This window comes from Sphingobium sp. C100 (assembly GCF_000508185.1).
GTDB lineage: Bacteria > Pseudomonadota > Alphaproteobacteria > Sphingomonadales > Sphingomonadaceae > Sphingobium.
Map to the genome: position 1 here is coordinate 39,757 of NZ_AYOY01000113.1, position 22,461 is coordinate 62,217.

18 protein-coding genes and 1 riboswitch are annotated in these 22,461 nt (G+C 64.8%); of the genes, 12 read left to right on the plus strand and 6 right to left on the minus strand.

Features of this window, described 5'->3' with window-relative positions; translation table 11 throughout:
- Window positions 1–27: 27 nt before the first annotated feature.
- From gltB to C100_RS33050, 6 genes are all read right to left on the minus strand, one after another.
- A complete protein-coding gene (gene gltB, locus C100_RS33025; protein ID WP_024019311.1) occupies window positions 28–4,566 on the minus strand; it encodes a glutamate synthase large subunit in 4,539 nt (1,512 codons plus the stop codon).
- Between the two features lie 92 nt (window positions 4,567–4,658).
- Complete coding sequence (locus C100_RS33030; RefSeq protein WP_024019312.1) at window positions 4,659–6,104, minus strand: NAD(P)-dependent oxidoreductase; 1,446 nt, start codon at window positions 6,102–6,104, stop codon at window positions 4,659–4,661.
- Window positions 6,105–6,270: 166 nt separating this feature from the next.
- Window positions 6,271–7,080: an undecaprenyl-diphosphate phosphatase gene (locus C100_RS33035; protein WP_024019313.1), complete on the minus strand. Its 810-nt coding sequence runs from the start codon at window positions 7,078–7,080 to the stop codon at window positions 6,271–6,273.
- Window positions 7,081–7,185: 105 nt separating this feature from the next.
- Complete coding sequence (locus tag C100_RS33040; protein WP_024019314.1) at window positions 7,186–8,112, minus strand: complex I NDUFA9 subunit family protein; 927 nt, start codon at window positions 8,110–8,112, stop codon at window positions 7,186–7,188.
- Window positions 8,113–8,215: 103 nt separating this feature from the next.
- Window positions 8,216–8,794 (minus strand): TMEM165/GDT1 family protein, encoded by a 579-nt coding sequence (locus C100_RS33045; RefSeq protein WP_031309103.1) that lies wholly within the window; start codon window positions 8,792–8,794, stop codon window positions 8,216–8,218.
- Window positions 8,795–8,891: 97 nt separating this feature from the next.
- A riboswitch (yybP-ykoY riboswitch) is annotated at window positions 8,892–9,004 on the minus strand.
- Between the two features lie 45 nt (window positions 9,005–9,049).
- Complete coding sequence (locus C100_RS33050) at window positions 9,050–9,928, minus strand: 3-hydroxybutyryl-CoA dehydrogenase (RefSeq protein ID WP_024019316.1); 879 nt, start codon at window positions 9,926–9,928, stop codon at window positions 9,050–9,052.
- Between the two features lie 179 nt (window positions 9,929–10,107).
- Here C100_RS33050 and C100_RS33055 point away from each other — a divergent pair, with 179 nt between their 5' ends.
- The 12 genes from C100_RS33055 to C100_RS33110 form a co-directional block, all read left to right on the plus strand.
- Window positions 10,108–10,578 carry a YbgC/FadM family acyl-CoA thioesterase gene (locus tag C100_RS33055; RefSeq protein ID WP_024019317.1) on the plus strand — a complete coding sequence of 157 codons (471 nt, stop codon included), beginning with the start codon at window positions 10,108–10,110 and terminating at the stop codon, window positions 10,576–10,578.
- Window positions 10,575–11,279 (plus strand): protein TolQ, encoded by a 705-nt coding sequence (gene tolQ / locus C100_RS33060; protein ID WP_024019318.1) that lies wholly within the window; start codon window positions 10,575–10,577, stop codon window positions 11,277–11,279. Before C100_RS33055 ends, tolQ begins: the two co-directional genes overlap by 4 nt.
- 34 nt (window positions 11,280–11,313) lie before the next feature.
- Entirely contained in the window at window positions 11,314–11,778 is a 465-nt protein-coding gene (gene tolR, locus C100_RS33065) for a protein TolR (RefSeq protein ID WP_024019319.1), read from the plus strand.
- An 18-nt stretch (window positions 11,779–11,796) separates the two neighbouring features.
- A complete protein-coding gene (locus tag C100_RS33070) occupies window positions 11,797–12,753 on the plus strand; it encodes a cell envelope integrity/translocation protein TolA (RefSeq protein ID WP_024019320.1) in 957 nt (318 codons plus the stop codon).
- Complete coding sequence (tolB, locus tag C100_RS33075; RefSeq protein ID WP_024019321.1) at window positions 12,750–14,084, plus strand: Tol-Pal system beta propeller repeat protein TolB; 1,335 nt, start codon at window positions 12,750–12,752, stop codon at window positions 14,082–14,084. The genes C100_RS33070 and tolB overlap by 4 nt, the downstream gene beginning before the upstream one ends.
- 114 nt (window positions 14,085–14,198) lie before the next feature.
- Window positions 14,199–14,714 carry a peptidoglycan-associated lipoprotein Pal gene (gene pal, locus C100_RS33080; protein ID WP_024019322.1) on the plus strand — a complete coding sequence of 172 codons (516 nt, stop codon included), beginning with the start codon at window positions 14,199–14,201 and terminating at the stop codon, window positions 14,712–14,714.
- A gap of 145 nt (window positions 14,715–14,859) precedes the next feature.
- Window positions 14,860–15,657, plus strand: a complete 798-nt coding sequence (locus C100_RS33085) for an IclR family transcriptional regulator (protein WP_235219042.1) — start codon at window positions 14,860–14,862, stop codon at window positions 15,655–15,657.
- Window positions 15,658–15,950: 293 nt separating this feature from the next.
- Window positions 15,951–17,159, plus strand: coding sequence for a rhamnogalacturonan acetylesterase (locus C100_RS33090; RefSeq protein ID WP_024019324.1), 1,209 nt, complete (start codon window positions 15,951–15,953; stop codon window positions 17,157–17,159).
- Window positions 17,160–17,270: 111 nt separating this feature from the next.
- A complete protein-coding gene (locus C100_RS33095) occupies window positions 17,271–17,585 on the plus strand; it encodes an L-rhamnose mutarotase (protein ID WP_024019325.1) in 315 nt (104 codons plus the stop codon).
- An 11-nt stretch (window positions 17,586–17,596) separates the two neighbouring features.
- Complete coding sequence (locus C100_RS33100; RefSeq protein WP_024019326.1) at window positions 17,597–20,602, plus strand: glycoside hydrolase family 35 protein; 3,006 nt, start codon at window positions 17,597–17,599, stop codon at window positions 20,600–20,602.
- The gene (gene bglB / locus C100_RS33105) at window positions 20,603–21,718 is read left to right on the plus strand and encodes a beta-galactosidase BglB (RefSeq protein WP_024019327.1); all 1,116 of its coding nucleotides are present in this window, start codon (window positions 20,603–20,605) and stop codon (window positions 21,716–21,718) included.
- An 85-nt stretch (window positions 21,719–21,803) separates the two neighbouring features.
- Window positions 21,804–22,461, plus strand: a 658-nt coding sequence (locus tag C100_RS33110) for an MFS transporter (protein ID WP_031309108.1), incomplete at its 3' end; no start/stop codon positions are given.

Sequence of the window (22,461 nt, forward strand, 5' to 3'; positions counted from 1 at the left end):
GGCGCGGCATGAAACGCCCGATGCGGCTTATTCCGCCGCGACGACCTCTGCCGTCGCGTCGCTCAAAGGATGGACCAGGCGATTGACCATTTCCTTCGGGCAGACCTGCCAGAAATAGCGGCGCCAGCGATCCCAGTCGTCGAGAATGGTGTTCGACCATTTGCTGTCGGTCGCCACCGCATGTTCGGCGATCAGCGCCCGGAGCTGGGCTTCCCAATGGGCGCTTTCCAGCCGCTGCCAGACGATGCTCTCGGGATTGGCGCGGGTCGGGAAGCTGCCATCCTCGTCTAGGATGAAGGCCATGCCCCCGGTCATGCCCGCGCCAAAATTGGCGCCGGTGCGCCCCAGGATCACCGCCGTGCCGCCGGTCATATATTCGCAGCCATTGGCGCCGCAGCCTTCGACCACAACCTGCGCGCCGGAATTGCGGACGGCGAAGCGCTCGCCGGCCTGGCCCGCCGCGAACAGCTTGCCGCTGGTAGCGCCATAGAGGACGGTGTTGCCCAGGATCGTATTGTCCTTCGAAGAGAGCGGACTGGAAACGGTCGTGCGCACCTTGATGATGCCGCCCGACAGGCCTTTGCCGACATAGTCGTTGGCGTCGCCGAACACTTCGAGCGTAATGCCCTTGCATAGGAAGGCGCCCAGCGACTGGCCGGCCGAACCGCGCAGCCGCACGGTCAGATGCCCGTCCGCCAGGCTCGACATGCCGAACTTCTCGGTCACTGCGGACGACAGCCGCGTGCCCACGGCGCGATGCGTGTTGCGCACCGTGTAGGTGAGCTGCATCTTCTCGCCGCGCTCGAACACCGCGCGCGCATCCTTCATCATTTGCGCGTCGAGGCTGTCGGGCACTTCGTTGCGCCATTCCTTCAGCGAGAAACGGCGTTGCTCGTCGGGCGCATCGACCTTGGCCAGGATCGGGTTGAGGTCGAGGTCGTCGAGATGCTCGGCGCCGCGATTGACCTGCTTGAGCAACTCGGTGCGGCCGATCACCTCGTCCAGGCTGCGATAGCCCAGCCGCGCCAATATCTCGCGCACTTCCTCGGCGATGAAGGTCATGAGGTTGATGACCTTTTCCGGCGTGCCGGTGAACTTCTGCCGCAGCTTCTCATCCTGCACGCAGACGCCGACCGGGCAGGTATTGCTATGGCACTGACGCACCATGATGCAGCCCATGGCCACCAGCGACAAGGTGCCGATGCCAAACTCTTCGGCGCCCAGAATCGCGGCGATGACGATGTCCCGCCCGGTCTTCAGGCCGCCGTCGGTGCGCAGCTTCACCCGGTGACGCAGGCCATTGAGCGTCAGCACCTGATTGGTTTCCGACAGGCCCATTTCCCAGGGCGTGCCGGCATATTTGATGCTGGTCTGGGGCGAAGCGCCGGTGCCGCCGACATGGCCGGCGACCAGGATGACGTCGGCATGGGCCTTTGCCACGCCCGCCGCGACCGTGCCGATGCCGGCCTGGCTGACCAGCTTGACGCACACCCGCGCGCGCGGGTTGATCATCTTGCAGTCGTAGATGAGCTGCGCCAGATCCTCGATCGAGTAGATGTCATGATGCGGCGGCGGCGAAATCAGCGTCACGCCGGGCGTCGAATGGCGCAGCTTGGCGATGAACTCGGTCACCTTGAAGCCGGGCAGCTGCCCGCCCTCGCCGGGCTTGGCGCCCTGCGCCACCTTGATTTCGATCTCCTCGGCCGACCCCAGATATTCGGCATGGACGCCGAAGCGGCCGGATGCGATCTGCTTGATGACGCTGTTGGCGTTGTCGCCATTTTCATAGGGCTTGAAGCGCGCGGCATCTTCGCCGCCCTCGCCCGACACCGCCTTGGCGCCGATGCGGTTCATCGCGATCGCCAGAGTCTCATGCGCCTCGGGGCTGAGCGCGCCCAGGCTCATGCCCGGCGTCACGAAGCGCTTGCGGATCTCCGTCGTGGCTTCCACCTCGTCGATCGGCACCGCTTCTCGGGCGAAGTTGAACTCCATCAGGTCGCGCAGATAGACCGGCGGCAAATCGCGCACCCCGCGCGAAAATTGCAGATAGGTCGAATAGCTGTCGGTCGCGACCGAGCTTTGCAGCAGGTGCATGAGCTGCGCCGAATAGGCATGGCTCTCGCCCCCGTCGCGCTGGCGATAGAAGCCCCCCACCGGCAGGCGGACCACTGCCTTGTCATAGGCCGCTTCGTGCCGCAGCATCGCGCTATAGTGCAGCGACTGATAGCCTTCGCCCGAAATCTTCGCCGGCATACCGGGGAAAAGGTCGTTGACCAGCGCGCGCGACAGGCCGACCGCCTCGAAATTATAGCCGCCACGATAGGAGCTGATGACCGCGATGCCCATTTTGGACATGATCTTGAGCAGCCCTTCGTTGATCGCCACGCGATAGCGTTCGACGCACTGGTCGAAGCTGAGGTCGCTGAACAGGCCGCGTGCATGACGGTCGGCGATGCTGGCTTCGGCCAGATAGGCGTTCACGGTGGTCGCCCCCACGCCGATCAGCACTGCGAAATAATGGGTGTCCAGCGCCTCGGCACAGCGCACGTTGATTGACGCATAGCTGCGCAGGCCCTTGCGGACGAGGTGGGTGTGAACGGCGGCCGCGGCCAGCACGCCCTGGATGGCGATGCGGTCGGTCGCGACGCGCTCGTCGGTCAGGAAGATTTCGGTGCGCCCCTCGCGCACCGCCTGCTCGGCTTCCTCGCGGATGCGGGCGATCGCGGCGCGCAGCTGTTCCTGCCCACCCTCGGCTGGGAAGGTGCAATCAATCTCGGCCACGGCGGCCCCGAAATAGGCCTTCAGCCGCGCCCATTCCGCGCTGGTGACGACCGGCGATTCCAGCACCAGCACATGGCTGTTCTGCGCCCCTTCCTCCAATATGTTGTGCAGATTGGAAAAGCGCGTCTTCAGGCTCATCACATGCCGTTCGCGCAAACTGTCGATCGGCGGGTTGGTGACCTGGCTGAAATTCTGGCGGAAGAAATGGCTGATCGTGCGCGGCTTGTCGGAAATGACCGCCAGCGGCGTGTCGTCCCCCATCGAACCGATGGCTTCCTTCGCATCCTCGACCATCGGGCTGAGGATCAGCTCCATATCCTCCAGCGTCAGGTTGGCCGCGACCTGGCGGCGGGTCAGCTCCGCCTTGTCCCAGGCCGGCAGCGCGCTCGGCGCTTCGGCCAGGTCTTCGACCATCAGAAAATCCTTGATCAGCTCGCCATAAGGGCGCTCGCCGGCGATCTGGTCCTTGATCGCGCGGTCGTCATAGATTTCGCCCTCCTGCAAATCGACGGCGATCATCTGCCCCGGCCCCATGCGGCCCTTCCGCACGATCGTCGTTTCGGGCACCACGACCATGCCGGTTTCGGAGCCGACGATCAGCAGATTGTCGCCGGTCAGCGTATAGCGCAGCGGGCGCAGCGCATTGCGGTCAACGCCAGCGACGACCCAGCGGCCGTCCGTCATGGCGAGCGCGGCCGGCCCGTCCCACGGCTCCATCACCGACGCAAGATATTCATACATGTCGGCATGAGCCTTAGGCAGCTCGGCGCTGTCCGCCTGCCAGGCTTCGGGGACCAGCATCAGCTTGGCCGTGGGCGCATCGCGGCCAGACCGGCAGATCGCCTCGAACACCGCGTCCAGCGCGGCAGTGTCGGACGCGCCCGCCGGGATCACCGGCTTGATATCCTCCGACTGTTCACCGAACGCGAGGCTCGCCATCTTGATCTCATGGCTCTTCATCCAGTTCTTGTTGCCGCGAATCGTATTGATCTCACCATTATGGGCGAGCGTGCGGAACGGCTGGGCCAGCCACCATTGCGGAAAAGTGTTGGTCGAATAGCGCTGGTGGAAAATAGCGACGCGGCTTTCGAACCGCTCATCCTGCAGATCGGGGTAAAAGACCGACAGCGATTCGGCGAGGAACAGCCCCTTGTAGATGATCGAGCGGCAGGACAGGCTACAGATATAGAAGTCGTTGATCTGGGCGGCGATCACCTGCCGCTCGATCCGGCGGCGGATGAGGTAGAGATCCTTTTCGAACTCGGCGGTGTCCCGTTCCTCGGGCATCGGCCCGGCAATCATGATCTGCTCGATCTCGGGCCGGGTGCGTTGCGCCTTCTCCCCGATGACGGACACGTCCACCGGCACCTGGCGCCAGCCATAGATGGTGTAGCCCGCCTCGATGATCTCGCTCTCGACGATGGTGCGACAGGTTTCCTGGGCGCTAAGGTCCGTGCGCGGCAGGAAGATCATGCCGACCGCCAGCCGGTTGGGCAGCGGTTTGTGCCCGCCATCGGCGATCGCATCATCAAAGAAGCGGACCGGCAGGTCGACATGGATGCCCGCGCCGTCGCCGGTCTTGCCGTCGGCGTCCACCGCGCCACGGTGCCACACGGCTTTCAGCGCATCGATCGCGGAGGCGACGACGCGGCGCGAGGGGCGGCCGTCCGTCGCGGCGACCAGGCCCACGCCACAGGCGTCGGATTCAAGATCGGGATGATACATGCCCTCGGCTGCGATCCGTGCGCGCTCTTCGGGGCTGGCGGTGAAGTTGATGTGAGTCATCGGCGCTTCCTCTTGAAACCGTTCGGTTCGAGCTTGTCGAGAACCTGTCCCCCGTTCTCGACAAGCTCGAACCGAACGGAGGGAAATATGGATCAGGCAGCTACTCGCTCGCCCACCTTGGCCTTCGCCTTCAGATAGCGGTGCATATGCTCGGTCACATCGCGGCCATCGCGTATCGCCCACACCACCAGCGAAGCGCCGCGCACGATGTCGCCCGCCGCGAACACGCCGTCCATGCTCGTCATCATCGTCTTGTGATCCACGCGCAACGTGCCCCAGCGCGTGACCGACAGATCTTCCGCGCCGAACAGCTTGGGCAGTTCTTCCGGGTCGTAGCCCAACGCCTTGATAACCAGGTCGGCCTCCAGGCTGTGCTCGCTGCCCGGATCGGGTTCGGGCGCGCGGCGGCCGGATGCATCTGGCTGGCCAAGGCGCATCTTCGTCACCTTGACGCCCGTTACATGCTCCGTGCCCTCGAACGCGATCGGTGCGGTCAGCCAGACGAACTCGACACCTTCCTCCTCGGCATTGGCGACTTCGCGCTGCGATCCCGGCATATTGTCGCGGTCGCGGCGATAGAGGCACTTTACCGACTTGGCGCCCTGGCGAATGGCGGTGCGCACGCAATCCATCGCGGTGTCGCCGCCGCCGATGACGACGACATTCTTGCCCGTCGCCAGCAGCGATCCGTCGTCATGTTCGGGAACCGCGTCGCCGAAACCCGCCTTGTTGGAGGCGGTGAGATAGTCCAGCGCCTTGACCACGCCGGGCGCGCCGACGCCCGGCGCGCGGATGTCGCGGGGCTTGTAGACGCCGGTGGCGACCAGGATGGCGTCATGCTTCTCGCGCAGTTGCTCCATGCTGGCATCGCGGCCGACCTCGAAGCTCTCGTGAAAAATGATGCCGCCGTCCTTCAGGCGCTGGATGCGGCGCATGACCACGTCCTTCTCCAGCTTGAAGCCGGGGATGCCATAGGTCAGCAGGCCGCCGGCGCGATCGTGCCGGTCGTAGACATGCACCTCATAGCCCGCGACGCGCAGATATTCGGCCGTGGTGAGGCCCGCCGGACCCGCGCCGATCACGCCGACCGACTGGCCGGTGGCCGCGCCGGGGACGAGCGGTTCGACCCAGCCTTCCTTCCAGGCGGTGTCGGTGATGTATTTTTCGACCGAGCCGATGGTGACGGCGCCATGGCCGGAAAATTCGATGACGCAATTGCCTTCGCACAGGCGGTCCTGCGGGCAGATGCGGCCGCAAATTTCCGGCATGGTGCTGGTCAGGTTGGAAAGCTCATAGGCTTCGCGCAACCGCCCCTCGGCAGTCAGACGCAGCCAGTCGGGGATATGATTGTGAAGGGGGCAATGCGTCGAGCAATAAGGCACCCCACATTGCGAACAGCGCGACGCCTGCTCCTCCGCGCGCTCCAGCAGAAAGCTGCGGCTGATCTCGGCAAAATCGTCGGCGCGATCGTCCGCCGGCCGCTTTTCGGGGTAGGCCTGGCCCAGGCCCACAAATTTCAGCATCGGATTTTCGGCCATGACTCGGTCCCTGATTATGTTTGCAGGGCGCCCCATAGCATAAAAACCCGCAGAGTCACGCGGATTTCGCCATTTAGGTCAGTATGTATTACCTAATACATCACATTCTTGCACTTGTTTGCGAACGCCTCGCAACCATGCGCCGCATACAACGTCCGCTTCGGCCCTATCTCATCGCCAACCAGATGAGCGCCGAGACGCCAGCCACGATTCGATACCAGGCAAAGGGCGCGAATCCATGTTTCGACACCAGGCCGACAAACCATTTGATAACCAGCAAGGCGACGATGAAGGACACCAGCAGGCCAAGCGCGATACTGTCCCAACCCACCGTCGCGCTGGTGATCTGGTCGCCTTTTTTGAGCAGTTCCAGCGTCGTCGCGCCCAACATGGTCGGGATGGCGAGGAAGAAGCTGAACTCCGCGGCGGTGCGCCGCTCCACGCCCAGGGTCAGCGCGCCCATGATCGTCGCGCCCGACCGGCTGACGCCCGGCACCATCGCCAGACATTGAATGAAACCGATAGCAATGACGCGCACCAGCGGGATGTCGGCAATACCGTGGAACAGATCCTGCTTGACCATCCGCTCGATTGCCAGGATCGCGATGCCGCCGACGATCAGCGCCCAGGCGACGACCTGCGGTTCGCCCAGCAATATCTCGATATAGTCATGCAGCGCCAGGCCGATGACCGCGGCGGGAATGAAGGCGACCACCAGATTGCGCAGGAAGCGCCAACTGACCGCCTCTCCCCGCAGCAACCCCATGCCGACCGCCCAGAAAGTCCGCCAGTAAAGAACCACGACCGCCAGGATCGCCCCCAGCTGGATGACCACGTTGAACATCGCCCAGGTCGCGGCGTCATAGCCCAGCAGTTCGCTCGCCAGGATCAGATGCCCCGTGGACGAAACCGGCAGGAACTCCGTCAGCCCTTCGACAATGCCGAGCAGGATGACGGTCAGATAATGGAGGTCCATGGCGAAACCCTAATTGCTTGGCATAAAAAATCCTCCCCGGATGCGGGGAGGGGCATGAAAGGCGGGACGACTGATGATGCGCCCCGCCTGCATCCTGCAATGGCGTCAGGCGCTGATCCGGCCGGCGAAGCGGCCATGCTTGCGATAACGCACCATCCACTTGTCGGCGACCGCGCCCATCGGCGTGGGCGCGACGCCCAGCGCCGCCAGCCCTTCCGCGTCCGGCGCTGCGACATTGTCGCGCCCCAGCATCGCGAGCTGATCGCGCGTGATCGGTCCGCCCGGCAGCATCGCCAGCAGCGAAGCCATACCGCCCGGCACGTCGATCATCGGCTGATGGCGGCCGATCGCCCTGGCGATCCAGGCGTTGATCTCCTTCATCGACAGGATTTGCGGGCCTGCGACCTCATAGGTCTTGCCGCCATGGACATCCGGTTGCGCGACCGCGTTGGCGATGGCGTCAGCGACATCGGCGACATAGACGGGCTGGAACTTCGTCGCCCCGCTGATCACCGGGATGACCGGCGCGCTGCGGATGAGGTCGGCGAAGCGGTTGAGGAACTGGTCTTCCGGTCCGAAGATGATCGAGGGGCGGATGATGGTCGCGCCAGGGAAGGCTGCTTTGACCGCAGCCTCGCCGGCCGCCTTGGACCGGCCATAGGCGGACGGGCTCTCGGCGTCGGCGCCGATCGCCGACACATGGACCAGCGCCTGCACATTGGCGGTTGCGGCGGCCTGGGCGACATTGGCCGCACCCTGATGGTGGAACGCCTCGAAGTCACCGGCCAGGATGCCGACCAGATTGATGACGGCATGGCTGCCGACAATCGCGCGGACCACCGTTTCGGGCTTGCGGATGTCGGCCGCGACGAACTGGGTCTGGCCCAGCGCGCCCAGCGGCTTCACCTTCACGGCGGTCGCCAGATCGCGCTGCGCGATCCGCACGCGCGCGCCCCGCGCCATCAGCGCCTGAGCGACCTGTCGGCCAAGAAAGCCGCCGCCGCCGAAGATCGTAACCAGACTGTCCTTCATCACGCGCGTCCCATATCTTTCGTCAAGGGGGAATGACTCTGTCGATCCCCTTGCAACAGCCGCCGCGCGCTGACAACCGCCCGACGCTGCGGCCGTTCCTTTTTTACCCGATCCAGCCCTGCAAGTCAGCCAGCATCCATAGGCCCAGCGCCAGGAACAGCAGCGCCGCGCCGACCTGCAACGCGCGCATCGGCACCTTGCTGGCCAGCGCCTCGCCGAACAGCACGGCGGGGACGTTGGCCGCCATCATGCCCAGCGTCGTGCCGGCCGTCACCGCCAGCAGATTGTCGAAACGCGCACCCAGCGCCACCGTCGCCACCTGCGTCTTGTCGCCCATCTCGACCAGAAAAAAGGCGATCAGCGTGGTCACGAACACGCCCGCGCGCGATGGCGCTTTCAGCGGCGCGTCCTCGTCGATCTTGTCGGGGATCAACGTCCACGCGGCCATGGCGATGAAGGACGCGGCCACGGCATAGCGGAACCAGCCCTGGGTCAGCACGCCCGCGATCGAATGACCGACCAGCGCGGCGAGGAAATGATTGGCCAGCGTCGCGAACAGGATGCCCAGGATGATCGGCACCGGCTTCCTGAACCGGGTGGCGAGCAACATGGCGAGCAATTGCGTCTTGTCGCCCATTTCGGCGAGCGCGACGAGCGCGGAGGAGGTGAGCAGGGCTTCCATCATCATGTCCGGGGCCGGGCGGAAGTGAACAGACGCAATGCCATCGTTGCTTCCCGCCCGGCCGGACAGAAAAGCGCCGATGCCATTGGTCTCGCCCGACGCGGACAGCTTGATCCGCGTCCCATATGCCACGGCCTCTCGGCCAAATATGTTGACATATGGCCCGCTCGCATCGCGCGAACGGCTGGCTACTCCCCAGATGACGCGTCAGCCTCTAGGCGGGCGCGAAGAGAAAGGCAAGCCGTCCGCCCCGCTTCAGCGGGTCGGCACCGGCTCTGCGCCCGAATAATCGTAGAAGCCGCGTCCGGTCTTGCGCCCGTACCAGCCCGCTTCGACATATTTGACCAGCAACGGCGCGGGCCGATATTTGGGATCGCCCGTGGTGCTGAGGAACACGTTGAGAATCTCCAGCGCGGTGTCGAGGCCGACGAAATCCAGCAGGGTCAGCGGCCCCATCGGATGGTTGAGCCCCAGCTTGCAGCCCTGGTCGATGTCGGTCACGCTGCCCACGCCCTCGCCCAGCACGAATACCGCCTCGTTGAGCATCGGCAGCAGGATGCGGTTCACCACAAAGCCGGGCGCGTCAAAGGCGTGGACCACCGTCTTGCCGATTTTCTCCGCAAAGCCTTCCACCGCCGCAACGGTTTCGGGCGTGGTGGCAAGGCCGCGAATGACCTCGACCAGCACCATCACCGGCACGGGGTTGAAGAAATGGACACCGACGAACCGGCCCGCGTCGGGCGCGGCCTGGGCCAGGCGGGTGATCGGGATGGAGGAGGTGTTGGTCGCCAGGATGGCGTCGTCCGCCAATATCTTGCCGACATTGGCGAAGATGGCGCGCTTCACCTCTTCACGCTCGGTCGCCGCCTCGATCACCAGCTGCGCCTCGGCCAAAGGCGCGATCTCGCCGGCCGGCCTGATCCGCGCCAGCGTCGCATCGGCGTCGGCCTGGCTGATCTTTTCCTTCTCGACCGCGCGGGACAGCAGCTTGGCGATGCCCGCCAGCCCCTTTTCGGCGCGAGGCAGGTCGATGTCGGAGAGAATCACGTCATAGCCCGCCTGCGCCGCGACCTGGGCGATACCGATGCCCATCTGCCCCGCGCCGATCACGCCCACCGTGCGAATGTCCGTCATGTCGAACCGTCTCCCTCTTGAATCGTCGCCTCCCCCTTAGCTTCGCTGCCGCGCGGCGGCCAGTAGGCTGCTCCGTCAAATCATCCGGCCGATGAAATGAGACTCCCGAACCGTCGATTGAAGGCGCACCGTGATTTTCCTGCTTTGCGTGGCGCCGACGCCATGGTTAAAAGCCCGCCATGTCCGTTTCCGAATTGATGCCAGCGCCGGCGACCGGACGCTTCGTCGCCGCCGTGCATCATTTCCCGCTGCGCATCTATTTTGAGGACACCGATCTGTCCGGCCTCGTCTACCATGCCAATTATCTGCGCTATATGGAGCGCGCCCGGTCCGACATGCTGCGCATCGCCGGCATCGACCAGCGCGAAAATCATGAAAGCGGCGGCGGTGTCTATGCCGTCACCGATCTCAATATCCGGTATCGCCGCCCGGCTCGGCTGGACGACGACCTGATGGTGGTGAGCCGCGTCACCGACGTGCGCGCGGCAAGCTGTTCCATTCATCAGTCAGTCATGCGCGTCGGGGAAGAGTTGACCGACGCCACCATCACCGTCGCCTGGCTGACGCCGCAAGGCCGTCCGCAGCGGCAGCCCAAGGCCTGGACCGCCATTTTCACTCGCCTTTGCCAAGGGGAAGACATCCACCCATGACCCTCAACCTGCCCGCCGGCGCGATAACCGACGCCGCCACCATTTCCCCGCTCGCCCTGTTCCTGCAGGCCGACATCGTCGTGAAAGGGGTCATGGTCGGCCTGTTGCTGGCCAGTATCTGGACCTGGGCGATGATCATCGGTTTCAGCTTCACCTTGCGCAAGGCCAGCAAGGAAAGCCGCAAGTTCGAAGCGGACTTCTGGAAGGCGGAAGATATTGACCGCTTTTACGAAGCGCGCGGCAAGGCCGAATTTCCCGCCGCCCGGGTGATGTCCGCGGGCGTCACCGAATGGCGCCGGTCGACTGCGCAGAAAGTGATCGACCGCGACGGCACGCGCGATCGGCTGTCCACGGTCATGTCCAGCACCATCGCGGCCGAAATCGACCGCCTGTCCGACCGGCTCAACATATTGGCCACCATCGGATCGGTCGCACCCTTCGTCGGCCTGTTCGGCACGGTGTGGGGCATCATGCGCGCCTTCACCTCGATCGCGGCGGAGCAGAACAGCTCGCTCGCCGTCGTCGCGCCGGGCATTGCCGAAGCGCTGTTCGCCACCGCCATCGGCCTGTTCGCGGCGATCCCGGCGGTTATCGCCTATAACCGCTTCAGCCACGGCATCAACCGGCTGGAATCGGGGCTGACGCGCTTCGCCGACGGCTTTTATTCGACGCTCAGCCGCGAACTCGAGGCGCAGCGTTGATGACATTGCACCGCCAAAAAAGGGGCCTTGGCTGATGGCGATGTCCGGCCCTCCCTCCGGCCGTCGCGGGCGCGCGCGCCCGCCGATGGCCGACATCAACGTCACCCCGCTGGTCGACGTCATGCTGGTGCTGCTCATCATCTTCATGGTGACGGCGCCGCTGCTGGTGACGGGCGTGCCGGTCAACCTGCCCGAGACCCGCGCCAAGGGGCTGGACCAGGACGCCAAGCCGACCATCGTGTCGATCGACCGCGATGGCGGCCTGTTCATCGATGACGTCCAGATCAGCGACGCGGAACTCCCCGACCGGCTGGCCGAAATCGTCTCGGCCAATGCCGGCAAGGCAGAGCCGCCGCAGATCTTTCTTCGCGCCGACACCGCGCTCGACTATGGCCGGGTAATGCGGGTCATGGGCGAGCTGAACCGGGCGGGCCTGAACAAGGTTGCACTGGTCAGCACCGGCGCGGATGCCGGCGCAGCCAGCGACGGTTCAGAATAGGGGCCATAGGTCGTTCATATGGAGCGCGCGGAAAAGATCGGCCTTGGCGTCGCGACGGCAGGACATGTCCTGCTGTTCGGCTTGCTGTCGGCCGGTTTCCTCTCGACCCCCAACCCGCTCAAGCTCAACAGCCCGCCGATGGATGTGAGCCTGGTCGACGAAGTGGCGCTGAAATCGATGGCGCCGCAGATATCGACCCAGCCGCCCCCGCCCAGCGTCGCGCCGGAAGCCGGCCCGACGCAGGATGCGGCGCCCGCGCCGGAGCCTGCCGCGCAGCCTGAACCCACGCCCGCGCCGCCCGAACCCGTCCCGACACCGCCCCGGCCGGCGCCAAAGGAAAGCCCTGCCAAGGCCAGGGAAAAACCCGCCCCGGCCAAGAAAGCCGTCGCCAAGACACCGGCCAAGCCAAAGCCGGCTGCGGAAAAGCCCGCGGCCAAGGCAAAGCCCCGGCCCGAAAAGCCCAAGGCAGCCGCCGCCCCGGCCAAGTCCGCCAGCAAGAACGCGAAGAAGGCCGATGCCCCCGCCAAGGCGTCGGGCGCGGGCAAGGCGGACAAGCCGCGCGGTTCGCTGCTGGGCAAGGATTTCCTCAAGGGCATCGACACCAACGCCGATGCACCGCGCAAGCCCGCTCCGCCGCCGGCCGCCGCCATGGGGCCGGCCCAGAAATCCGCGCTGGACGCCGAAATACGCCGTCAGTTGAAACCGCATTGGCGTCCGCCCTCGGGCGCGGACGCGGACCAGCTGGTCACCTTGCTGGAAGTGCGGCTTGACAGGAATGGCGCGCTGGTCGGCACGCCCGAGGTGATCGACCAATTGGGCGTCACCGCCAGCAACCGGCCGCAGGCCAAGCTCCACGCCGAACGCGCGATCCAGGCGGTGAAACTCGCCGCGCCGTTCAGGAATTTACCCGCCGAATATTATGACCAATGGAAATGGCTCCGGCCACTCCGCTTTGACGCGAGGCTGAACCGATGAAGACCAACTTCCTGCGCACATTGTCGCTGGCGACTGTCGCGCTTGCCGCCATCCTGTCCGCGCCCGCCATGGCGCAATTGTCGGTCGATGTGACCGGCGACATCGACAGCAATCTCAAGATCGCGGTGCCCCCCATGCCCGCGCAGCAGGAGGCGACCACCCCCGCCGGATCGGCGAGCGACCTTGGCCGCAAGATCGCCGAGGTCATATCGTCGGATCTCAAGGGCTCCGGCCTGTTCGACCCCTCCGGTCCCAATGGCCTGCCCGCCATTCCCTTCCCGGAAGTCACCTTCCCCCAATATGAAAAATGGGGCGCCTATCAGGCGCTGGTGCAAGGTTTCGTCCGCACCAGCGGCGGCGAATCGGACATTACGGTCGGCTGCTACCTTTATGACGTCGCGTTGAAACAGGAACTGACGCGCCAGGGCTTTGTCGTCGCCCCGCGCGACTGGCGCCGGGCCGCCCATAAATGCGCGGACGCCATCTATGCGCGCCTGTCGGGCGAAAGCCCCTTCTTCGACAGCCGCATCGCCTATATCGCCGAAAGCGGCCCCAAGGGGAACCGCACCAAGCGGCTCGCCATCATGGATTCGGACGGCGCCAACCACCGCTTCATCACCAACGGCCAATCGATCGCGCTCACCCCGCGCTTTTCGCCCGATTACAAGTCGATCGTCTATGTCAGCTATCTGGGCAGCCGGGTGCGGCTCTACATCTATGACATCGGCACCGGGCAGCAGCGACTGGTGACGGAAAGCAACAACCCGACCTTCGCGCCGCGCTGGTCGCCCGACGGCCGCAACATCCTCTTTTCGATGGCGTCCGCGGGCAATACCGACATTTATCGCGTCTCGGCCAATGGCGGCACACCGGTCCGCCTCACCAATTCGCCCGGCATCGACGTGGGCGGCAGCTATTCGCCCGACGGCAGCCGCATCGTGTTCGAAAGCGACCGGTCGGGCGGGCAGCAGCTTTATGTGATGAATGCCGACGGGTCGAACCAGCGCCGCATCAGCCATGGCGGCGGCCGCTATGCGACGCCCGAATGGAGCCCGCGCGGCGACCTGATCGCCTTCACCAAATTGTCGGGCGATTTCAAGATCGCGGTGATGACGCCCAATGGCGACAATGAACGCATCCTCACCAATGGCTGGCAGGACGAGCAGCCCACCTGGTCGCCCAATGGCCGCGTGCTGCAATTTTTCCGCACCACGCCCGGCCGCCAAGGCTCCAGCCAGGTGTGGCAAGTCGATCTGACCGGCGTGAACGAACGGCGGATTCCAACCCCGCTCAGCGGCTCCGACCCGGCCTGGGGTCCGCTGCTCCCGTAATGGTGGCCGAGGAATCCCGCGCCTGGCGGAACTCAATCGTCTTGACAGCGTAACGAAGTTTACAGACCCTGTGGCCGTTCCCATGCGGCAGACAGCGCAACAAGGAGACCTTCAATGAAATTGTCCCGGACGTTGCTGGCGGCAACCGCGATTGTCGCGCTCGCCGCTTGTTCAAAGAAGCCGCCGGCCGAACTCCCCCCCGCGCCGGGCGGCGCCGACACCGGCGGCGTCCCCACTGGCCCCATGACGCCCACCGGCCCGCGCAAGGGCAGCCAGGAAGACTTCCTCGCCTCGGTCGCGTCGGATCGCATCTTCTTCGGCCTCGACCAATATGATGTCGATGCGCAGGATCAGGCGACCTTGCAGAGCCAGGCTGCCTGGCTGCAACAAAATCCGTCGGTCCGCGTCACGATCGAAGGTCATGCCGACGAACGCGGCACCCGCGACTATAATATCGCGCTCGGCGAGCGCCGCGCCAATGCGGCGAAAAACTATCTCGCCTCGCTCGGTATCGATCCCGGCCGCATCACCACTGTCAGTTATGGCAAGGAACGTCCGGCCGCGCTGGGTTCCGACGAAGCCGCCTGGGCGCAGAATCGCCGCGCGGTGACGGTGACCGTTCAATATTGATCCCGCGCCTGCGCGGTCAGGAAAACCCCGCCGGTCCCAGCGACCGGCGGGGTTTTTCTTGCGCGCAACAAAGCGGCTGACAAGTCCGCCGAATTGGTCGATATGTTTCCGATATATGGGACGCGTCCGATATGTGGGACGCCAGATGAACGGAATGACGATGGCGGATAGCGACGAGAAACAGGAGCAGGGGGTCAAGGGCACGCAGACGCTGATGCGCGCGCTCGACATCATGGACGAGGTGATCGACGGCCCGATCCGCGCTGCGGACCTCGCCCGGAAGCTGGGCATGAGCAAGACCACGGCGCACCGGCTGGTGCAGGCGCTGCGTTCGCGCAATTATCTGTCGGTCACGCGCGAGGGCTTTGCGCTCGGTCCCAAGCTGCTGCAACTGGGCGTGCTGGCGACCGAACAGATCGACTATGTGCGCGTCGCCCGGCCCTTCATGGAATTGCTGTCGGACCGCACCGGCTTCTGCGTCTTTGTCGGCAAGCGCGAAGGCGAATATTCGCGTCATCTCGACCGCGTCACCGGCACGCAGCGGCTGCGCGTCGCCACCGCGCCCGGCGACCGTCGCCCTATCGCGGAAACGGGGCTAGGCAAGGCGTTGTTGCTGGACGAGGATGAGGCGGGCTGGGAACGGCTCTATATCGAAGCCAGGGGCGGCAAGCCCTCACGCGCGCAGATCGATGCCTATCTGAAGGACATGCGCGAGCACAAGGCGCGCGGCACAGTGCTGCACGACAGCGAACTGGGCGATGGCGTGCGTTCCATCGCGGTGCCGATCCGCGACGCCAAGGGCAATATCTGCATCGCCATCTCGATCGCCAGCGCGGCCCATTATCTGACCGACGCGCTGCGTCCGGGCCTCGCCGAACAGGTGGTGCGAGCCGCCGAGCAGATCAGCGGCGCGGTCGGCTATAGCGGACCGCGTCGGGCCTGACCGCGGGCATCCTGCAATCTCGGCGCACCGCCGGGACATTTTCCCCGTCCGCAGGGCCGCTGGGCAGCAAGATCGAATATGGGGGGCAAAAAGGGTTGCCGACAAGTCAATCCCGATATATGGATTAGAAGTCTAATTAACGGGACGGAGAATCCCTTGTATTATGTGGCCCCGCTTGGTCCGGTTCGATGTGGGCCGCCGGAATCGCTGCCTCTGCACGGGCGGCGGGCTTGGGGGAATGTGCCGGTCCCGGCGCGTTCCCCCATTTTCTCCATCAACCGCCGCGTCGCTTGATGCCGCTGAGCAACCTGCTGGTCCTGTTGGCTGCCGCTGCTGCGGCGCCGACTCCCATGACTTACGACCTGAGCGCCGGATCGCGCGATCGCGATCATGTCTATCGGACCGGGCACTCCGGCATGGAACCAGGCGGCACCGCGTCGGATTTTCTCTTTTCCATCGCCCTGCCGGAGGGAAATTATCGCGTAAGCGTGCGTCTGGGCAACCCACGCTCCGCCGGCAACACGACGGTCAAGGCCGAAGCACGGCGGCTGATGCTGCGCAACATCTCTACGCGCCGGGGCCAGTTCATCGAACGCAGCTTCCTGGTCAATATCCGCACGCCCGCCTTGCCGCCACCGCCGCCCAATGCGCCGGGCGGAGCCCAGGTGCGCCTGTCGCCGCGCGACCGGGCGGAATATACATGGGATGACAAGCTGACGCTGGAATTTCTGGGCCAGCCACAGGTCGCGTCAATCACCATCGCACCCGTCCATGCGCCCACCCTCTATCTGGCTGGGGATTCCACCGTCACCGACCAGTTCGCCGAGCCGGCGGCCAGTTGGGGCCAGATGCTGCCCGCGATGCTGGACGATGCTGTCGCCGTCGCCAACCATGCCAAGTCGGGCGCGACACTCAAATCCTTCGCCACCGACCTGCGCCTGGCCAAGCTGCTGTCGGGCATGAAGCCGGGCGACTGGCTGTTCATTCAGTTCGGCCATAACGACCAGAAGCGGGAATGGCCGCAAACCTATGTCGATCCGGCGACGACCTATCCCGCCTGGCTACGGACCTACATCGCCGAAGCGCGGCGACGCGGCGCACATCCGGTGCTGGTGACATCGCCCGAACGGCGCAATTTCGAAACGCGCGGCAGGATAGAGGATACGCTGGGCGCCTATGCGGACGCCGTGCGCCAGGTGGCGCGGGAAGATAATGTGCCGCTGATCGACCTCAACGCCGACAGCCGCGCCATCTATGAAGCGCTTGGCCCCGAAGTCGCGCCCACCGCCTTCAACGATGGTGGCCGGGACAAGACCCATCATAATGACTATGGCGCATGGCTGCTGGCCCGCGCGGTGGCGCAGCGGATCGGGGCGGCTGTGCCGGATCTGGCACGCCATGTGACTGCCCCCGCCTTCGACCCGAACCATCCGCCCTCGGCCGCCACCGTCGCGATCGTCCCCAGCCTGATACACAGCGATGAGCGCCCCGCCGGCAGTTGAGCCGATGCGGATGAGCCGCCGCGATGCGCCACTGGGCAATTGACGAACATATGGGACACTGTTACCAAATATAGGTCTAACGTTCCATAATATGGTCCACGGGAGGAAGTCATGACGATCCACGCCTTCAAGATGCAGCTCAAGCCCGGCGTGATCGAGGAATATCGTAAGCGGCATGATGACATCTGGCCGGAGCTGTCGGCTTTGCTGTCCGATTCGGGCATTTACGATTATTCGATCTTCCTGGACGAGGACACGCTGAGCCTGTTCGCGGTGCTCAAGCTGCGCGATGACAATCGCCGCGACGCCCTGCCCGATCATCCCGTGATGAAGCGCTGGTGGGACCATATGGCCCCCTTGATGGAGGTGCAGCCCGGCAACCAGCCGAAGGAATGGCCGCTTCCGCTGCTGTTCCACATGGATTGAGCTGGCTTCCCATGCGCTCCTTCATCGCCGCTCTGGCGCTGGGCACCATGCTGGCCCCGCCCCTCCTCGCGCAGGAGGCCAAGCCCACCGCCAACCTCTCCGCCCCGGTCAAGACATTCGGCCGCGTCTCCTATGACGCCCGCTCACTGATGATCGACGGCAAGCGGATGATCATCTGGGGCGGCGAATTTCACCCCTTCCGCCTGCCCTCGCCCGACCTGTGGCGCGACATCCTGCAAAAGATGAAGGCCAGCGGCTTCAACACCGTCGCCCTTTATTTCGACTGGGGCTATCACAGCCCGAAACAGGGCGTGTATGACTTCACCGGCATCCGCGACCTCGACCGGCTACTCACCATGGCGCAGGACGAAGGCCTCTACGTCATCACCCGCGCCGGCCCCTATGTGAATGCCGAACTGACCCGTGGCGGTTTTCCCGGCTGGCTGGTCAACCAGCGCGCCCGCGCCCGCACCGACGACCCGGATTATCTCGCGGCGGCGGACGAGTGGCTGGACCATATCAACCCGATCATCGCTAAGCACCAGATCAACGCCGATCCGAAACGCAAGGGCGGCGTCATCCTCCACCAGATCGAAAATGAGCTGGCGCTGACCACTCCGGCGCAGCGGCGCTATATGGATCATCTCTATGCCAAGGCGCGCGCCGACGGCATCACCGTGCCCATTTTCCACAATGACCAGGGCCGCAACGGCTATTGGGTGCCAGAGAGCAGCAAGGTCGAAAAGATCGTTCCCGGCCCCAACGACATGTACGCGTTCGATGGCTATCCCGGCGGCACCTGCACGGTCGATGGCCAGCCGACGCGCGGATCGGCCGCGCCCGACTGGGGCTTTTACGGCCCCGGCGGCGCAAGGGGCGGCGCGTCCGCCTCGCCCGACACGCCCGGCTTCCTGGCCGAATTCGGCGGCGGCTGGTTCGACTATTGGGGCTCCAATGGCGGCTATGACTGCAACGCGATCCAGCGCGGCAAGCGCTTCCAGCGCGTCTTCTACGGCACCAACCTCGCCAATGGCATCGGCATCCAGAGCTTCTACATGACCTATGGCGGCACCAGCTGGGGCTGGCTGCCCGCGCCGGTTGTGTTCACCAGCTATGATTATGGCGCCGCCATCTCCGAACCGCGCGCGCTGCGCGAAAAGGCGCAGGAGATGAAGCAATTGGCCGGCCTGATCGCATCGGTGCCCGACCTAGCGGGCATGGTCCCGGCAGGCGCGGTGGAAATCAGCGATCCCGACATCCAGATCTATCACAATAAAAGCCCGGAAACCGACGCCCGTTTCCTGATGGTGACGCACAAGCCCTCCAACGGCCAGACCAAAGACAGCTTCACCTTCACCGCCGACCTGCCCGACGGGCGCTACACCGTACCGATGCAGCTTAACGGCTTCGACGCCAAATGGCTGGTCGCGGGCGTCGACCTTGGCGGGCAGCGGCTGGTCTATTCGACCTCCGAACTCCAGTCAGCGCAGCAAATGGGCGACCATGATGTCATCCTCCTCTACGGCCGCGCCGGGGAGCCGGGCGAAACCGTCTTGCGCTACGCCTCCGCGCCCCGGGTGACGGTGGTGGAGGGACAGGCGACCAGCGCCTTCGACGCGGCGAAGGGTGACCTGAAACTTGCCTATACCCATAAGGGCCGCACCGTCCTTCGCCTCGAAGGCGGCCGCCGCCCGCCGCTGACCCTGATCCTCGCCGACGAAGCCGAAGGCGCGCGCTACTGGCGCCGCGACGGCATGCTGGTGCGCGGCCCGGCAATGCTGCGCCACGCCATCATGAACGGCGGCACATTGGCGCTGACCGGCGACACGACCACGGAAAGCCCGCTCGAAATCTGGGCGCCCAGGGCGGTCCGCGCGGTCACATGGAACGGGGCGAAGATCGCGACCAGCGCGACCGCCACCGGCAGCCTCGCCGCCTTGCAACCCCTCGCCGGCCCCGCCGCCATCACCCTGCCGGCGCTGACCGACTGGCGCATGGCCAAGGGTTCGCCAGAGGCCGATCCGGCTTTCGACGACAGCGACTGGCAGGCGGTCGACAGGCGCGCCTATGCCAGCATCACCGCGCGCCCGGACGGCCAGCCCAATATGAGCATGGACGCCTATGGCTTTCATGAAGGCGATGTCTGGTATCGCGGCCGCTTTACCGGCACGCCGGACGCCCGGACGCTTTCGCTCTATTATGGCGCAGGCGGATCGGGGCTGGTGCAGGCCTGGATCGATGGCCGGTTTCTGGGCGAGGCGGAAACGCCCCATGGCCTGCCCCGCCCGATCACCACCGGCGCCGCCAGCTTCGCCCTGCCCGCGACCGCGCAATCGGGCGAGCATGTCCTGTCCATCATGGTCCGCAACAACGGCCATAATTGGGATCTGGACAGCGACGATTTCCACAAGGAAGCGCGCGGCCTGATCTCCGCCTCGCTGGCGGGCGGTCCTAGCGGCCGCAGCTTCGCCGTGCCGATCGACTGGAAGATTCAGGGGCGTCAGGGCGGCGAGAATCTGGCCGATCCGGTGCGCGGCGTCGCCAATAATGGCGGCCTCCATGGCGAGCGCATGGGCTGGCACCTGCCCGGCTTCGACGACCGCAACTGGGCGAAAGCCACGGTCCCCGCGACCCAGGCGACAGCAGGCACAAGCTGGTATCGCACCGCCTTCACCCTCGACGTGCCCAAGGGGCAGGACGCTACCATCGCGCTCAGCTTCGGCGACGCGCAGACGCCACGTTCGCCCGTCCGCTATCGCGCGCTGATCTTCGTCAATGGCTGGAACATGGGCCAGTTCATCGCCCATGTCGGCCCGCAACGCAGCTTCCCCATCCCCGAAGGCATCCTCAACCATCGGGGCAAAAATCATATCGCGCTCGCCGTCACCTCCGACGGCGCGCCCGGCGATGCGCTCGAACCCGTGCGCCTCCTCACCCTTCGCAACGTCAAAGGCGGTCTGCCAGTGCAGATGGTCGCCGCGCCAAACGCACCTTCAGATCTCAAGGAGACAAAATAAGTGGCCGCTCTCAATCATGATGTCCCGCGCAGCCAGGTGGTCGAAGCCATCGACAGGCTGATGGACAATCTCGTCAACATCAAGGACGAGACGGGCGAGTTCCTGCTCCATCTGGAGGATGGCCGGATCATCGACACCAAGGGTTGGGCCGGCTGGGAATGGACTCACGGCGTCGGCCTGTTCGGCATGTGGCGCTATTATGAGCAGACCGGCGACCGCAAGGCGCTCGGCATCATCAAACAATGGTTCGACGATCGCTTCGCCGAAGGCACGCCGACCAAGAATATCAACACGATGGCCCCGTTCATCACGCTCGCCTATCTCTACGAGCATGAGCCGGACCCGCGCTACATCCCCTATCTCGACACCTGGGCCGAATGGCTGATGGCGCCGGAGGGCCTGCCCAAGACGGAGGAGGGCGGGTTTCAGCATATCGTCTATAATGACGAAAATCCGGGCGAAATGTGGGACGACACGCTGATGATGTCGGTCCTGCCGCTGGCCAAAATCGGCCTGCTGCTCAACCGCCCGCATTATATCGAGGAAGCCAAGCGGCAATTCCTGGTCCACATCAAATATCTCTACGATACGAAGACGGGCCTGTGGTTTCACGGCTGGGATTTCACCGACCGGCACAATTTCGCGCAAGCGCTGTGGGCGCGCGGCAATTGCTGGGTGACGATCGCGATTCCTGAGATCATCGAGATTCTCGACCTCAAGGACGGCAATTTCTTCCGCACCTTCCTGATCGACACGCTCGCCGCCCAGGTGAAGACGCTCAGCGAAACGCAGGACGCGCAAACCGGCCTGTGGCACACGCTGATCGTCGATCCCACCAGCTATCTGGAAGCCTCCGCCACCGCCGGTTTCGCCTATGGTATCCTCAAGGCCGTGCGGAAGGGCTATCTGCCCCGCCATTATGAGGCTGTCGGCATCAAGGCGGTGCGCGGCGTGCTGGCGAATATCGACGGGAGCGGCGAATTGCAGCAGGTCAGCTTCGGCACCGCGATGGGCGACACCCAGCAATTCTACAAGGACATCGCGCTCACCTCCATGCCCTATGGCCAGAGCCTGGCCATCTGCGCGCTGGGCGAGTTTCTGCGCACCTATATCTGACCGATAAAGAGCTTGGGCGGCGGCCGGAAATGGAAGGACGGCCGCCGCCCGGGACCATAGGATAAAAATGGCGGAGGAGCCGAAAGTGACCGAAACAGCCCAAGCCGCGCCCCGCCCGGTCCGCCTGCACAATTATCTCGCTTATGGCTCGAACGACGTGCTGGGCGCGGGGTCGATGGCGGTCATTTCGGGCTGGGTGCTGATCTTCTACACCCAGTTTTGCGGTCTTTCCGCCGGGCAGGCCGCGACCATCTTCGCGGTGGCGCGCATCCTCGACGCCTTTGCGTCGCCGATGATCGGCTATATTTCGGACCATTTCGGCGGCACCTGGCTCGGCCGCAAGTTCGGCCGCCGCCGCTTCTTCATCCTCGCCGCCATTCCGTTGCTGCCCAGCTTCGCGCTGATGTGGCTGCCTGGGCAGGGCTTTTGGTATTATCTGGTCAGCTATGTGCTGTTCGAACTCGTCTATGCGATGGAGATCATCCCGTTCGAAACGCTGGCCGCCGAAATGTCGAGCGACTATCGCACCAAGGCGAAATTCGCCGGCGCGCGCATCCTTTTCGGCCAGGCGTCCGCCATCCTCGCGGGCTTCCTGCCGCTCTGGCTGATCGAGGCGCTGGGCCGCGACAGCGCCGACACCTTCTTCTACATGGGGATCATCTTCGCCATCCTGTTCATGGCCACCGCCGGGTTGCTTTATCTGTTCAGCTGGGAACGGCACATGCCCGGCGCAGCGGCGGCGC